This window comes from Spongiactinospora sp. TRM90649, assembly GCF_029382225.1.
GTDB lineage: Bacteria > Actinomycetota > Actinomycetes > Streptosporangiales > Streptosporangiaceae > Spongiactinospora.
Map to the genome: position 1 here is coordinate 140,470 of NZ_JARLTC010000011.1, position 13,572 is coordinate 154,041.

Annotated in this window: 13 protein-coding genes; 5 read left to right on the top strand and 8 right to left on the bottom strand. The window is 69.7% G+C overall.

All coding sequences use genetic code 11. The features are described 5' to 3' along the window. Positions 1–45: 45 nt before the first annotated feature. On the bottom strand, positions 46–261 hold the full coding sequence (locus P3X83_RS15700) for a hypothetical protein (protein WP_277305797.1): 216 nt from the start codon (positions 259–261) through the stop codon (positions 46–48). Between the two features lie 91 nt (positions 262–352). Here P3X83_RS15700 and P3X83_RS15705 point away from each other — a divergent pair, with 91 nt between their 5' ends. Further along, complete coding sequence (locus tag P3X83_RS15705; protein WP_277305798.1) at positions 353–547, top strand: DUF3046 domain-containing protein; 195 nt, start codon at positions 353–355, stop codon at positions 545–547. A 36-nt stretch (positions 548–583) separates the two neighbouring features. On the opposite strand, the gene P3X83_RS15710 is transcribed toward P3X83_RS15705, so the two are convergent. Then, positions 584–853, bottom strand: coding sequence for a hypothetical protein (locus tag P3X83_RS15710; protein WP_277305799.1), 270 nt, complete (start codon positions 851–853; stop codon positions 584–586). A 245-nt stretch (positions 854–1,098) separates the two neighbouring features. Here P3X83_RS15710 and recA point away from each other — a divergent pair, with 245 nt between their 5' ends. The 3 genes from recA (at position 1,099) to rny (ending at position 5,652) form a co-directional block, all read left to right on the top strand. Continuing rightward, complete coding sequence (recA, locus tag P3X83_RS15715; protein WP_277305800.1) at positions 1,099–2,226, top strand: recombinase RecA; 1,128 nt, start codon at positions 1,099–1,101, stop codon at positions 2,224–2,226. 12 nt (positions 2,227–2,238) lie between these two features. Then, entirely contained in the window at positions 2,239–3,018 is a 780-nt protein-coding gene (gene recX / locus P3X83_RS15720) for a recombination regulator RecX (protein ID WP_277305801.1), read from the top strand. A gap of 1,014 nt (positions 3,019–4,032) precedes the next feature. Beyond that, a complete protein-coding gene (rny, locus tag P3X83_RS15725) occupies positions 4,033–5,652 on the top strand; it encodes a ribonuclease Y (RefSeq protein ID WP_277305802.1) in 1,620 nt (539 codons plus the stop codon). Between the two features lie 59 nt (positions 5,653–5,711). On the opposite strand, the gene P3X83_RS15730 is transcribed toward rny, so the two are convergent. From P3X83_RS15730 to P3X83_RS15750, 5 genes are all read right to left on the bottom strand, one after another. Further along, on the bottom strand, positions 5,712–7,607 hold the full coding sequence (locus P3X83_RS15730; RefSeq protein WP_277305803.1) for a prolyl oligopeptidase family serine peptidase: 1,896 nt from the start codon (positions 7,605–7,607) through the stop codon (positions 5,712–5,714). A 130-nt stretch (positions 7,608–7,737) separates the two neighbouring features. Next, complete coding sequence (locus P3X83_RS15735; protein WP_277305804.1) at positions 7,738–8,652, bottom strand: amino acid ABC transporter permease; 915 nt, start codon at positions 8,650–8,652, stop codon at positions 7,738–7,740. Beyond that, on the bottom strand, positions 8,649–9,317 hold the full coding sequence (locus P3X83_RS15740) for an amino acid ABC transporter permease (RefSeq protein ID WP_277305908.1): 669 nt from the start codon (positions 9,315–9,317) through the stop codon (positions 8,649–8,651). The genes P3X83_RS15735 and P3X83_RS15740 overlap by 4 nt, the downstream gene beginning before the upstream one ends. Before the next feature lie 92 nt (positions 9,318–9,409). Next, positions 9,410–10,297, bottom strand: a complete 888-nt coding sequence (locus tag P3X83_RS15745) for a glutamate ABC transporter substrate-binding protein (protein ID WP_277305805.1) — start codon at positions 10,295–10,297, stop codon at positions 9,410–9,412. Between the two features lie 117 nt (positions 10,298–10,414). Further along, entirely contained in the window at positions 10,415–11,170 is a 756-nt protein-coding gene (locus P3X83_RS15750) for an amino acid ABC transporter ATP-binding protein (protein ID WP_277305806.1), read from the bottom strand. 216 nt (positions 11,171–11,386) lie between these two features. Here P3X83_RS15750 and miaB point away from each other — a divergent pair, with 216 nt between their 5' ends. Further along, positions 11,387–12,889 (top strand): tRNA (N6-isopentenyl adenosine(37)-C2)-methylthiotransferase MiaB, encoded by a 1,503-nt coding sequence (gene miaB, locus P3X83_RS15755; protein WP_277305909.1) that lies wholly within the window; start codon positions 11,387–11,389, stop codon positions 12,887–12,889. An 11-nt stretch (positions 12,890–12,900) separates the two neighbouring features. Here miaB and P3X83_RS15760 read toward each other — a convergent pair whose 3' ends face one another. After that, positions 12,901–13,467 (bottom strand): hypothetical protein, encoded by a 567-nt coding sequence (locus tag P3X83_RS15760; protein WP_277305807.1) that lies wholly within the window; start codon positions 13,465–13,467, stop codon positions 12,901–12,903. Between the last annotated feature and the right edge of the window lie 105 nt (positions 13,468–13,572).

The following is a 13,572-nucleotide window of genomic DNA, read 5'->3' on the forward strand; positions in this document are numbered from 1 at the left end:
TGGCGGCCCTGGGTTTGTGGTGGGCCCTGGGGGCGTTGCCGTCACTCAGCGGCGTGAGCGCTTGGGGCGGCGCGGCCGGGCGCGCTTCGGCGGCGGCACCGTGCCGTCGCGCCGTTCCGAGCGGGCCGCCTTCTCGGCGAGCACGTCCTGGCGGAGCCGGGCGAGGAGTGTGCGCCTGCGAGCCCGGCGGGCGATCTTCTCCGAGGGAGTGAGCCACAGCGAGGCGGCGACGAAGGCGCCGATGAGGGGGAACTGCATCATGGAGCGGGTTTACCCGCGCACCGCCGTACGGCATGCCCGTGCCAGGGGCCCAAACCGCCGGGGCACCGCACGGCTGCCCCATACTGGGGAGATGCGCCTATCCGATTTCTGGGACCGTATGAGCATGCATTTCGGTGAGGCGTACGCCGAGTCGTGGGCGCGTGACTACGTCATCGCGGAACTGGGCGGGCGCACCGTCACCCAGGCACTGTCCGACGGCGTGGCCGCCAAGACCGTGTGGCGTGCCGTGTGCAAGGTGACCGACGTCGACTCCAAGCTTCACTGAGCCTCCGCCGTCGCCACCGTCACCACTGACCACCGCTCACTGCGGCGCGGACAACAGCTTCTCGACCAGGTCCGCGGTCTCGTCGGGAGAATCGGCCCTTTCCTGGCCCCCCGGAGACCACAGGAACATCCACCCGTCCTGGGACGGCGTGGCGAACACGATGGTCTGTCTGGTCGTGCGGGGATGCCAGATCCACAGCACCGGATCACTGCTTCCGATCATCCTGCCGACCAGCCCGCGATCGGGCAGCCGTGCAGCGAGCTTTTCCAGGTGGGCGCGGCGTTGCTCAGCGAACGTGCTTGTCACTGGTCACCTCGGGGTCGGCTGTCTCCAGGATCACCCCAGGTCAGCATGGTGACAACAGTCCGAGAAGAATGCCCGAGAATGTCGCCTGAGGGTTGGGGTATGACACGTGTTTCACAAGCGATCGAACAGCCGTTCGGCTATATTGGGACCCGCCGACTCCGGCCGACACCGGAAAATGTCGGTGGCGCCGCGTAGCTTGCACGCGACGGAAACGACAGACCACGACACCCTCCCAGGGGGCATCCATGGCAGCCAATGACCGCGAGAAGGCCCTTGAGACGGCGCTCGCTCAGATCGAGCGCCAGTTCGGCAAGGGCTCGGTCATGCGCCTCGGCGACGACACACGTCCCCCGGTCGAGGTGATTCCGACCGGTTCCATCGCCCTCGACGTGGCCCTGGGCATCGGCGGCTTCCCCCGCGGCCGCATCGTCGAGGTCTACGGCCCCGAGTCCAGCGGTAAGACCACGGTCGCCTTGCACGCTGTGGCCAACGCCCAGCGCGCGGGCGGCATCGCCGCCTTCATCGACGCCGAACACGCGCTCGACCCCGAATACGCCAGGAAGCTCGGCGTCGACACCGACGCCCTGCTGGTCTCCCAGCCCGACACCGGTGAGCAGGCGCTGGAGATCGCCGACATGCTGATCCGCTCCGGGGCGGTAGACCTCATCGTCATCGACTCGGTCGCGGCCCTCGTGCCGAAGGCCGAGATCGAGGGCGAGATGGGCGACAGCCACGTCGGCCTGCAGGCCCGCCTCATGTCGCAGGCGCTGCGCAAGGTCGCCGGCGCCCTGAACAACACCGGCACCACGGCGATCTTCATCAACCAGCTCCGCGAGAAGATCGGCGTCATGTTCGGCTCGCCCGAGACCACGACCGGCGGCAAGGCGCTGAAGTTCTACGCCTCGGTCCGCCTCGACGTGCGGCGCATCGAGACCCTCAAGGACGGCACCGAGCCGGTCGGCAACCGCACGCGGGTGAAGGTCGTCAAGAACAAGATGGCCCCGCCCTTCCGCCAGGCCGACTTCGACATCCTCTACGGCATGGGCATCTCCCGCGAGGGCGGCCTGATCGACATGGGCGTCGAGCACGGCTTCGTCCGCAAGTCCGGAGCCTGGTACACCTACGAGGGCGACCAGCTCGGCCAGGGCAAGGAGAACGCGCGCAACTTCCTCAAGGGGCACCCCGACATCGCCAACGAGATCGAAAAGAAGATCAAGGAGAAGCTGGGAGTCGGGCCCCGTCTCGACGCTCCCGCCGACCCTGCTCCGGCCGCCCCTCCGGCGGCGGCGCCCGCGCCGACCGCCAAGGCGACCGCCTCCGCCAGGGGCAAGGCAGCGGCGGCATCCGCGGGGCCCAAGCCCGGAGACGTCTGACCGGTATGACCGATGACGCCGAACGAACCCGGTGGCCCGCCCGGCGAGGTCGGGCCACTGGACTGGAGCGCCCGGCCCGACCTCTCCCCGGATGCCGCGACGGACGCCGTTCTTCCTTCCGACACGGAGAGCCGGGAGGCCTCAGAAGACCGGCTTGACAGCAGATCACGGACCAACCGTTCGCGAACCAACCGGTCGCGGTCGGAACGCCGGACCCGGCGCTCCGACCGCGACGCCCTCGCGGACGGCCCGGTCCCCGGTTCGCCAGCGGCCCAGGTGCCCGACGCCGACCCCGAGTCGGTGGCCCGGTCGATCTGCCTGCGCCTGCTGACCATGGCGCCGCGCACCCGCGCCCAGCTCGCCGAGGCCATGCGCAAACGCGAGGTACCGGAGGCGGCGGCCGAGTCGGTGCTCGCCCGCTTCTCAGAGGTGGGCCTCATCGACGACAAGGCGTTCGCCGACGCCTGGGTCGCCTCCCGCCACGCCGGACGCGGCCTGGCCCGCCGCGCCCTCGCCGCCGAACTCCGCCACCGGGGAGTCGACGACGACACGGTCCGCGACGCCGTAGAACAACTCGACCCCGAGGAAGAAGCCGAAACCGCCCGCCGCCTGGTCGCCCGTAAACTCTCCGCCACCCGCAACCTCCCCACCCCGGCCCGCACCCGCCGCCTCGCAGGGATGCTCGCCCGCAAGGGCTACTCACCCGGCCTGGCCTTCCGCATCGTCCGCGAGGCCCTAGAAGCCGAAGGCCATGACCCCGACACCTTCCCCGACCCCTTCGACTCCCTCTAACTGGCCCCCGAGCACAAGTTCCACGATGGTGCCCGCCGTCGCGTCCTCGCCGACCGGGCCCGCTGTGCCTCTTTGGCCAGCGCCGTTGCCGCCTCTGCGGTCGGGGCGCGTCGCCTCGCGCCCAATGGGCCTCGCTCCGCTCGGACGTTCTTTCTGAGGTCGGCTTCGCTCGACGCTGTCGCCGTTCCTGGATCACCTGGACACCGCGACCGAGCCGGGCACCCACCTCCCACCAGGCCGAACGCTCTTCCCCGAACACGACGCCTGTGCCCCCACCAGCGCTGCCGCTCTTCCGTCCGAGCCGAGCTACCTGCCGCTGTGCGCTGCCCTTGTACGGCACCGGGCACGCCGTACAAGGGCAGCACCCGGGCAGACCATGGTCGGACGGGAGGGGGCAGGCCCGGGCTGTGGTGGGGTGCCCCGCGCGGCGGGCGCTTGGCTTCGGGGTGTAACCGGGTGGCTGTACTAAACCCAAGCCTTCGAGCAATTGACCGGCGGGTCGGGCCGTGTTGACAGGGTTTGCTTTCCCGTGAGTGTTGCTCATTGTCATCATTTGGGGCCCCGGTGGTGTGGGTGGATTGTCCGGGGGCGGTGGGGTGGTGTTGGGGCTGGTGAGCTGGGGGAGTCGCTGGTGTCGGTGGCATGTGTGGTCATCGTGCGGTTTGGGGTGGTTGAAAGGGGGGTTAAATATGGCGATATGGGGGATGTTGTGGGACGGCGACGTATGCGTGGGAACAGGCTTGACAGGTCACCTTTGCTTGCCCGTTACCTCTACGACGCTTAATCTCGACGGCAGTGAGGAGTTACTCCGCGCTGTGCGGATTGCCATAACGGTGTACGACGGACGGGCTAGGCTCAATGGCGAGGCGGCTGCGGTGTCGATCGTGACGGTCGGTGCCCGGCCTGTCGCTGGTTGATATTTGTCCTGGTGGCGCCAGCGATTGGTGTTTCCGTGCCGTGGGTGTGACCCTTCGCGTGCTTGAGGATTCGCGACGCGAGGAGGCTGGGGCGCGAATGGAGACTGCGGTAGTGGTCGCCCTGACGGTGGCGGTGCTCGTATTCGCCCTGGTGGCGATCGCGGCACTCGTCGTGCTGGTGCGCCGTACCGGAGCTCTTGCCCCCCGTGAGTCCGGGCCGACGCCGGAGCAACTGGCCGAGGTCAACGGAGAGCTGGAGCGGGCGCGGGCAGAGGCCGGCGAGATCCGGAGCAAGGCGGAAGCGGACGCGAGCGAGATCATCAGTCGCTCCGAGGTGGTCGAGAAGACCGTGGTGAAGATCCGGCAGGAGGCCGAGGAGGAGACCCGCGTCCTGAAGTCGGAGCTCAAGGAGTTCCGGGCCGACCTCGAACGCCGGGAGATCCGGCTGGCCGAGCGGGAGCAGCGGCTGGACGAGGAGGCGCGCCGTCAGTCGGAGCGCGGGCGCAAGCTCGCCGAGACCGAGACCGAACTGGCCGGTCGCCGCGAGGACCTGCTGCGGATCGAGGAGGAGCGGCGGACCATCCTGGAGCGGGTGTCCGGGCTGACCTCCGAGCAGGCCAAGAACGAGCTGGTCAAGGAGATCGAGAACCAGGCCAAGCGCGAGGCGGTGCTGCTGGTCAGGGAGATCGAGAGCGACGCCCGCAAGGAGGCCGAGAAACGCGCGTGCAAGATCGTGACGCTTGCGGTGCAGCGGGTCGCGACCGAGCAGACGGCCGAGTCGGTGGTCAGCGTCCTGCACCTGCCGGGCGATGAGATGAAGGGCCGCATCATCGGCCGCGAGGGGCGCAACATCCGGGCCTTCGAGTCCACCACCGGCGTCAACCTGATCATCGACGACACGCCCGAGGCCGTCCTGCTGTCCTGTTTCGACCCGGTGCGCCGGGAAACCGCCCGGCTGACGCTGGAGAAGCTGGTGCTCGACGGGCGCATCCACCCGCAGCGCATCGAGGAGGCGCACGAGCGCAGCCGCGCCGAGGTCCAGGACCTCTGCGTCCGCGCGGGTGAGGACGCGCTGGTCGAACTGGGCATCACCGACATGCATCCCGAGCTGGTCACCCTCCTGGGGCAGCTCCGCTATCGCACCTCCTACGGGCAGAACGTGCTCAAGCACCTCGTCGAGTCCGCCCACATCGCCGGGATCATGGCCGGTGAGCTGGGCATGGACTCGAAGCTGCTGAAGCGTTGCACGGTGTTGCACGACATCGGCAAGGCGCTCACCCACGAGGTGGAGGGCAGCCACGCGCTGATCGGCGCCGAGATCGCCAGGCGGTACGGCGAGCACGAGGACGTCGTCCACGCGATCGAGGCCCACCACAACGAGGTCGAGGTCCGCACCGTGGAGGCCGTCCTGACCCAGGCCGCCGACGCGATCAGCGGCAGCCGTCCTGGCGCCCGCCGCGAGTCGCTGGAGGCCTACGTCAAGCGGCTGGAGCGGCTGGAGGAGATCGCCCAGTCCTACGACGGCGTGGAGAAGGTGTTCGCCATGCAGGCGGGCCGGGAGATCCGGGTCATGGTCAAGCCGGACACGGTGGACGACATCCAGACACAGGTGATCGCCCGCGACGTGGCCAAGCAGATCGAGGAGGAACTGACCTACCCGGGTCAGATCCGGATCACGGTGGTCCGCGAGTCGCGTTCCACCGAGTTCGCCCGCTGAGCCTTACCCCGAGAACGCCTGCCCATCGAAGGCCCTCTGGAAGCCCCTTTCGAAGACCCTCAGAAGATCTGCTGGTAGAAGGCCAGTTCGGCGGCGAGCGCCGCGCTGCGGGTCTCGGCCCGGCGGAAGCCGTGCGACTCCCCCTCGAAGGTGAGATACGTGCACGGCACGCCGCGCTCGGCCAGCGCCGACGCGAACGCCTCCGACTGGACGGGCGGCACCACCGGATCGTCGAGGCCCTGCAGCAGCAGCATGGGGCAGCTCACCCCGGCGACCCGGGCGAGCGGCTCGCGGGTGGCGTAGAGGACCGGGTCCTCGGGGCCGACCAGCCACTCGACGTAACGGGACTCGAAGTCGTGGGTGGTGGCGTTGAGCGGGGCCAGCGCGCTCACGCCGTAATAGGACACGCCCCCGGCGAACGCGGTGGAGGAGCAGCAGGCGGCGAGGACGGTCCAGCCGCCGGCGCTGTTGCCCCGGACGGCGATGCGCGCCGGGTCGGCGATGCCCTCCGCGGCCAGCCATTCGGCGGCGGCGATGGTGTCCTCGACGTCGATCACGCCCCACTGGCCGCGCAGCCGTTCGCGGTAGGCGCGCCCGTATCCGGTGGAACCGCCGTAGTTGACGTCGATGATCCCGATACCGCGGCTGGTGAAGAAGGCGCGTTCCAGTTCCAGGGCGCGCACGGCGTGGGCCGTCGGCCCGCCGTGGACCGACACCACGAACGGCGGCGGCCCGTCGCCGTGCGCGGCCGGGTTGGCCGGCGGGTAGACGATCGCGTGGACGCGCCTGCCGAAGCGGCTCTCGATCTCCACCGCGCGCGCCTGCGGCAGGTACGCGATGTCGGGAAGCTCCTCGACGTCTCTGCGCAGCCCTTCGACCCGGCCGGTCACGGTGTTCACCCGCACCACCGAGCCGGGGACGGCCGCGCCGTAGGCGATGCCGGTGAGCGTGACGCCGTCGGCGTCGAGCGAGGGGGTCCAGCCGTCGTAGGGGACGTCGAGGTCGGTGAGCGAGCCGGTCTCCGGGTCCAGGACGCCGAGGCGCAGGTCGCCCAGGCCGTGCAGGACGGCGAGCCGTCCGTCGCCCAGCACCTCGTACGGCGAGTCGCCCAGCCGCCACAGCGCCCCCGCGAACTCCTCCTCGGCCGGGTAGAGCGCCTGCGAGCTGGTGCCGTAGATCCCGATCTGGTAGAGGTTCCACCACCCCGACCAGTCGGACACGACGTAGAGGTTGCGGTCGTCGCGCCAGCGCGGGGCGAGCACCGACTCGCTCTGACCGCCCTTGACCGTCCAGGAGTGGCCGTCGCTCAGGCGCGTCACCCGCAGCTCGGTGCCCTGCCAGGGCATGCGCGGGTGGTTCCAGGTGATGTAGGCGAGGTGCTCGCCGTCGGGGGAGATGGTGGGGTAGGCGTAGAAGTCGCCGCCTGCGGCCCGTTCGACCGGTTCCCGGCCGGACGCCGGGTCCAGCGAGACCGACACGATCGCGCGGTCCACCTTCCCGTCGTCGTGGTGGCGTTCGCGCACCGCCCACACGTCGCCGCCGTGGACGCGCAGGTCGGCGTAGCGGAGCCCGGCGTGCCGCTCGGGGTCGGGGGTGAGCGGCAGCGGCGGCTCGTCACCCGCCAGCAGGTAGAGGCGCTGGTCGGCGTGGTTGGCGAAGACGACGCCGGTGCCGGGCACGACCGCGTATGAGCGCCCGCCGTACTCGTGGACCCGGGATCGGGCGCTCCACGGCGCGGGGAGCAGTTCGCGGCGCGAGCCGTCGGCCGTCCGGTGCATGATCGTGGTCCGCCCGCCGTCCGCGGGGCGGTCCTCGCTCCACCACACCTCGTCACCGCTCAGAGTCGGTGAGCCTAGATAGATGCGGGACCGGGCGACGTCCGATGTGGAGATCGGAGACGGCCAGGCGGCGTGAGGGGCGGCTGAGGTCCGGCTCGGCGTTCGCTCGGGGGACATAGCCGCATCCTGCCGGAAAAGGCGGCCCTGCGTCTCCCTTTACCCATCCCTTTACGCGAGCGATCCCGAGTAACGCCCGTTCCAACTGCCGCGATTCCGGGGACGGCCGCGGCGGCCGTCCCCGGAGAGGTCAGTTGCCGAGCCCGCCGTCCACGACGGCGGGCGGCTGCCCGGCGGCAGCGGCGGCGGGTATGCCGGTGGACGGCCCCAGCGGCCGGGCCGAGGTCTTGCGGCTGCGCCTGCTGCGCCGCTCCAGCCAGTGGGCCAGGGCGCTGAGCAGCATGTTGATCCCGATGTAGATGATCCCGATGACGATCGCGGCGGGGATCAGCGAGCCCGGGAAGTTCGGCGGAATGATCTTGAAGCCGAAGTTCAGCAGGTCCACGTAGGCGATGATGTAGCCGAGCGCGGTGTCCTTGAGCAGCACGACGAGCTGGCTGACGATCGCCGGCATCATCGCGGTGACCGCCTGCGGCAGCAGGATCCGCCACAGCACGCCCGTCCGGCGCAGCCCGATCGCGTAGGCGGCCTCCGACTGCCCCTTGGGCACCGACAGCACGCCAGCCCGGACGATCTCCGCCAGCACCGACCCGTTGTAGAGGGCGAGACCGGCGACCACCGCGATCAGCGTGTAGTCGCCGCCGCCGAACGCGGAAGGCAGCCAGTAGAACACGAAGAAGATCAGCAGCAGCAGCGGGATGGCCCGGAAGACCTCCACCACCACGCCCGCCGGGATCCGGATCCAGCGGTGCTCCGACAGCCGGGCCAGGCCGAAGATCGCACCGAACGCGAGCGCGAACACCGCGCCGAGCGCGGCGGCCTTCAGCGTGCCGAGCAGGCCGGGGAAGATGAAGTTGGTCCAGGTCTCCGGGCGCAGGAACGGCTCCCAGATCTCCCCGCGCCACTGGCCCTTCTCGTCGAACCTGGTGTAGACGAACCAGGCGATCGCCAGCAGGGCCACCAGGCCGATCGCGGTGAGCAGGTGGTTGCGCAGCCGTGCCCGCGGGCCCGGAGCGTCGAAGAGGAGCGTCGCCTGCGTGCTCATCGGGCCACCGCCAGTCTCTTGGCCAGCCAGCCGCTGAAGAATCCGATCGGCAGCACCACCACCATGAAGGCGAGCACGATGCCGAGGAAGATGGGGATCGACACGCCGGTGGTGTCGAAGGTGTCCTTCATCACGAACGCCACGTCGGCGAGGTATCCGGCGGCGATGGCGACCGTGGTGTTCTTGATCATCGCGATCATGACGCTGCCCAGCGGCGCGATGACCGCGCGGAACGCCTGCGGCAGAATGATCATGGTCAGCGACTGCATGAAGGTCAGGCCGATCGCCCGCGCCGCCTCGGCCTGCCCGAACGGCACCGTGTTGATGCCCGCGCGCAGCGCCTCGCAGACGAAGGTCGAGGTGTAGGCGGTCAGCCCGAGCACCACGAGCCAGAACCCGTTCGTGCTCGGCTCCTCGGAGAAGACGAGACCGATCTGGTCGCTGAGCCCGAGCGAGGCGAACGCCAGCACCAGGGTCAGCGGCGTGTTACGCGCGATATTGACGTAGGTCGTCCCCGCCGCCCGGAGTACCGGCGTGGGCGATACCCGCATGGCGACCAGGATCGTGCCGAATATCAGCGACAGTACTGCGCATACCGCCGAGAGCTTCAGGTTGTTCCCGAAACCGGTCAGTAGCTCCGGTGCGTATTTGATCAGTTCGTCCATCGTGCTCCAGCCACGGGTGCGGCGGCGGCCGGTGATCGGGAGTCCGTTCACCGGCCGCCGCGTACGTTGCGAGCCTTACGAAGCGAGGGTGCCTACGCGCAGCCCTCGAACGGCGGCACCGCGGTGGGCGCGGAGAGCCCCTGCGCCTTGCCGAACCACTTGTCGAAGATCTGCTTGGCGGTGCCGTCGCTGTACATCTTGGTGACGGCCTTGTTCACGGCCTCACAGGTCTTGGTGTCGCCCTTCTTCAGGCCGATACCGTACTTCTCATCGGTGAACGGGTCACCGAGGATCTTGAAGTTGCCGCCCTGCGCGGCGAAACCGGCCAGGATCAGGTCGTCGGTGGTGACGGCATCGAGGTTGTTGCCGCTCAGCTTGGAGACGCACTCGGAGTAGTTGCTCGCGCCGACCAGCTTGGCGTCGAGGTCGAGCTTGCCGTCCGGCGGCGGGTCGGTGATCCGCTTGTAGGAGTTCGACCCGGCGGCCTGGCAGATCCGCTTGCCCGCGAGGTCGGTGGCCTTGGTGATCTCCGCGGCGTCGCCGCGCACCATGGTGTCCTGGTGGGCCACGATGTACGGCCCGCCGAAGGTGACCTTGGCCTTGCGCTCCTCGGTGATCGAGTAGGTCGCGAAGACGATGTCCACCGTGCCGTTGGCCAGGAACGGCTCCCGGTTGGAGGACGCCGACTCCTTCCATTCGATCTGCACGTTGGGATCGCCCGAGATCTCCTTCACCACGTACTTGGCGATGTCGACGTCGAAGCCCTGCGGCTCGCCCGCGCCGGTGTTCAGGCCCAGGCCCGGCTGATCCCACTTGGTGCCGACCACGATGCGCTTGGTGTTCTTCACCTTGTCCACGACCGAGGTGGCCTTGTCGGCGGTCGCGCCGGTGTCGCCGCCGCCACCGCCGCCGCACGCCGCCAGGCCCAGCGTCAGCGCGCCCGCCGCGGCGAACGCCACGCTGAAACGTCGTACCCGCATTTCCGTACCTCTTCTTCCTTAAGGATGGGGCCTAAAGGTTGGAGCCTAAAGGTGGGGAGACAGGGGGGTGAGGGCCTTCCGACGTGCTCACGCCGTGTAGCCGTGTCAGGGCCGACGTCAGTGGGTGAGGATCTTGGACAGGAAGTCCTTGGCGCGGTCGGTCCTGGCGTTGGTGAAGAACTCGTCGGGGGTGTTCTCCTCGACGATCTGGCCGTCCGCCATGAACACGACCCGGTTGGCGGCCCTGCGCGCGAAGCCCATCTCATGGGTGACCACGACCATCGTCATGCCCTCCCGCGCCAGGCCGATCATCACGTCGAGCACCTCCTGGACCATCTCGGGGTCCAGGGCCGACGTCGGTTCGTCGAACAGGATCATCTTGGGTTCCATCGCCAGGGCCCGCGCGATGGCCACCCGCTGCTGCTGCCCGCCGGAGAGCTGCGCCGGGTACTTGGCCGCCTGATTGGCGATGCCGACCCGGTCGAGCAGTTCCATGCCCCGCTGCTCGGCGTCCTTGCGGGCCTTGCGGCGCACTTTGGTCGGCCCGAGCGTCACGTTCTCCAGGATCGTCTTGTGCGCGAAGAGGTTGAACGACTGGAAGACCATGCCGACCTCGGAGCGCAGCCGGGCCAGCGCCCGGCCCTCCGACGGCAGCGGCTCGCCGTCGAATATGATCTGCCCCGCGTCGATGGTCTCCAGCCGGTTGATCGCCCTGCACAGCGTGGACTTGCCACTGCCGGAGGGCCCGATGACCACCAGTACCTCGCCGCGATCGACGGTCAAGTCGATGTCCTTCAGCACGTGCAACGCGCCGAAGTGTTTGTTGACCCCGACCAGACTGACGAGTGGAGCCCTGTCCCCGTTCTCCGTCATGGTGGTCAACGTTATGCATGCCAGGAGCACCCGTCACTAACCCTCGGGTACCGATCCGATCACGGCGGGGCGACGGGTGTGCCGTTGGTACCCCAGGTCACAGGGCTGCGGGTCCGCCCTGGCCCACCCTTATGGGTCCTCGCGGCTCTCTCGGGCATGATGCCCGCTCGGGTGGCGATGGCGCTTAGTCTTGTCATCGAGATGAATGTCACCGAGATGAACGTCACCGGGGAGAGCGCCCGCGCCGGCGAGAGCCGTACCTACCAGGTCCGGACCTACGGGTGCCAGATGAACGTGCACGACTCGGAGCGGCTCGCCGGGCTGCTCGAAGACGCCGGCTACGTGCGGGCGGGCGACGGCGAGGCCGCCGACGTCGTGGTCTTCAACACGTGCGCGGTGCGCGAGAACGCCGACAACCGCCTCTACGGCAACCTCGGCCACCTGCGCCCGGCCAAGGACGGCAACCCGCGCATGCAGATCGCCGTCGGCGGCTGCCTGGCGCAGAAGGACCAGGGCGAGATCGTCCGCAGGGCGCCGTGGGTCGACGTGGTGTTCGGCACCCACAACATCGGCTCGCTGCCGGTGCTGCTGGAGCGGGCCAGGATCGAGCGCGAGGCCCAGGTCGAGATCAAGGAGTCGCTGGAGGTCTTCCCCAGCACCCTGCCGACCAAGCGCGAGTCCGCCTATGCCGCCTGGGTGGCGATCTCGGTGGGCTGCAACAACACCTGCACCTTCTGCATCGTGCCGTCGTTGCGCGGCAAGGAGAAGGACCGCCGCCCCGGCGACGTCCTCGGTGAGATCCGCACGCTGGTCGGCCAGGGGGTGCTGGAGGTCACCCTGCTCGGCCAGAACGTCAACACCTATGGCGTCGAGTTCGGCGACCGGCTGGCGTTCGGCAAGCTGCTGCGCGCCTGCGGCGAGATCGACGGCCTGGAGCGGGTCCGGTTCACCTCCCCGCACCCCGCCGCCTTCACCGACGACGTGATCGCCGCGATGGCCGAGACGCCCAACGTCATGCACCAGCTCCACATGCCGCTGCAGTCCGGCTCCGACACCGTGCTGAAGGCGATGCGGCGCTCCTACCGCGCCGAGCGCTACCTCGGCATCATCGAGCGGGTCCGCGCCGCGATGCCCGACGCCGCGATCTCCACCGACATCATCGTCGGCTTCCCCGGCGAGACCGAGGCCGACTTCCAGCAGACCCTCGACGTGGTGCGCGCCGCGCGTTTCGCCCACGCCTATACCTTCCAGTACTCCATCCGACCCGGCACCCCGGCCGCCACCATGGACGCCCAGGTGCCCAAGGAGGTCGTCCAGGAGCGCTACGAGCGGCTGGTGGCGCTGCAGGAGGAGATCTCCTGGGAGGAGAACCGGCGGCAGGTCGGCCAGACCGTCGAGGTGCTCGTGGCCGAGGGCGAGGGGCGCAAGGACGACACCACCCGGCGTCTGTCCGGACGCGCCCCTGACAACCGACTTGTCCACTTCGTGCCCGGCGCGGAGCGGCCCCGGCCCGGCGACATGGTCCGTGTCGAGATCACCTACGCCGCGCCGCACCACCTGGTCGCCGACGCCCCCGCGCTGTCCCTGCGCCGCACCCGGGCGGGAGACGCCTGGGAGGCCCGGCAGGGCCGTCCCGACTCACCGGGGGTCATGCTCGGCATGCCGACGGTGGGGCGTCCGCCCGCCGTGCCGGCCGCGCAGCACTCCGGCTGCCCCTGAGCTTTCTCGCCTCAGTGCGGGGCGAGGCTCCTGAGCAGCTCGTCGCAGTACGGCCTGCGGAAGTCGTCGAACTTCGCGCACGGATCGTGGCCGCCCCAGGTCCTGGTGGGCTGCGGCTCCGGCCGGGGTTCGGGCCGGGGCTCCGGCTGCGGACGCGGCCGGGGGAGCGGCATCGGCTCGGGCGTGCGCGGGCGTGTCCGCGCCCGGGGAGCGCGCTCGGCCGTCGAGACGGCCGGCAGGCTCCGCGCGCCCCTGACGACCGGATGCCGCCCGGATGGCCGTGCCGTCTCGCCGCCCACCCCCGGTGAGAGGGTGTCCGCGGGCACGCCGCCGGTGCCCGGGGTGGGCGTGGGGCTGTGGACCGCCATCCAGCCGGAGAACGACTCCTCCGGGCGCGGCGAGCCGCTCGCCGGCTGGCCCGGACGGGGTCGCGGAGTCGAACCGGCGCCCGGATCCGTGCCGGTCTGCCCGCGTCTGTCCGTGCCGGGCCGCTGGGCGGGACCGGGTCTCTGATCGGGCGACATGGCGAGCAGGACGCCGGCGCCTGCCGTACCGAGGACCGCTACCGTGCCCGCCACCGCCACCCACGTGCGCCGGTTGCCTCGGAGGAGTCGTGAAATAGGCGACAAGTGTGATTCCTTTGTGATCCTTGTGCGGCGTTTTCGTTACTGGGGCTAGTGTGG

Coding starts and splice junctions, on each gene's coding strand:
- P3X83_RS15705 (WP_277305798.1), top strand. CDS start 353: ATGCGCCTATCCGATTTCTGGGACCGTATGAGCATGCATTTCGGTGAG.
- miaB (WP_277305909.1), top strand. CDS start 11,387: ATGAACGTCACCGGGGAGAGCGCCCGCGCCGGCGAGAGCCGTACCTAC.
- P3X83_RS15700 (WP_277305797.1), bottom strand. CDS start 261: ATGATGCAGTTCCCCCTCATCGGCGCCTTCGTCGCCGCCTCGCTGTGG.
- P3X83_RS15730 (WP_277305803.1), bottom strand. CDS start 7,607: ATGTCCCCCGAGCGAACGCCGAGCCGGACCTCAGCCGCCCCTCACGCC.
- P3X83_RS15735 (WP_277305804.1), bottom strand. CDS start 8,652: ATGAGCACGCAGGCGACGCTCCTCTTCGACGCTCCGGGCCCGCGGGCA.
- rny (WP_277305802.1), top strand. CDS start 4,033: ATGGAGACTGCGGTAGTGGTCGCCCTGACGGTGGCGGTGCTCGTATTC.
- recA (WP_277305800.1), top strand. CDS start 1,099: ATGGCAGCCAATGACCGCGAGAAGGCCCTTGAGACGGCGCTCGCTCAG.
- P3X83_RS15750 (WP_277305806.1), bottom strand. CDS start 11,170: ATGACGGAGAACGGGGACAGGGCTCCACTCGTCAGTCTGGTCGGGGTC.
- P3X83_RS15740 (WP_277305908.1), bottom strand. CDS start 9,317: ATGGACGAACTGATCAAATACGCACCGGAGCTACTGACCGGTTTCGGG.
- recX (WP_277305801.1), top strand. CDS start 2,239: ATGACGCCGAACGAACCCGGTGGCCCGCCCGGCGAGGTCGGGCCACTG.
- P3X83_RS15745 (WP_277305805.1), bottom strand. CDS start 10,297: ATGCGGGTACGACGTTTCAGCGTGGCGTTCGCCGCGGCGGGCGCGCTG.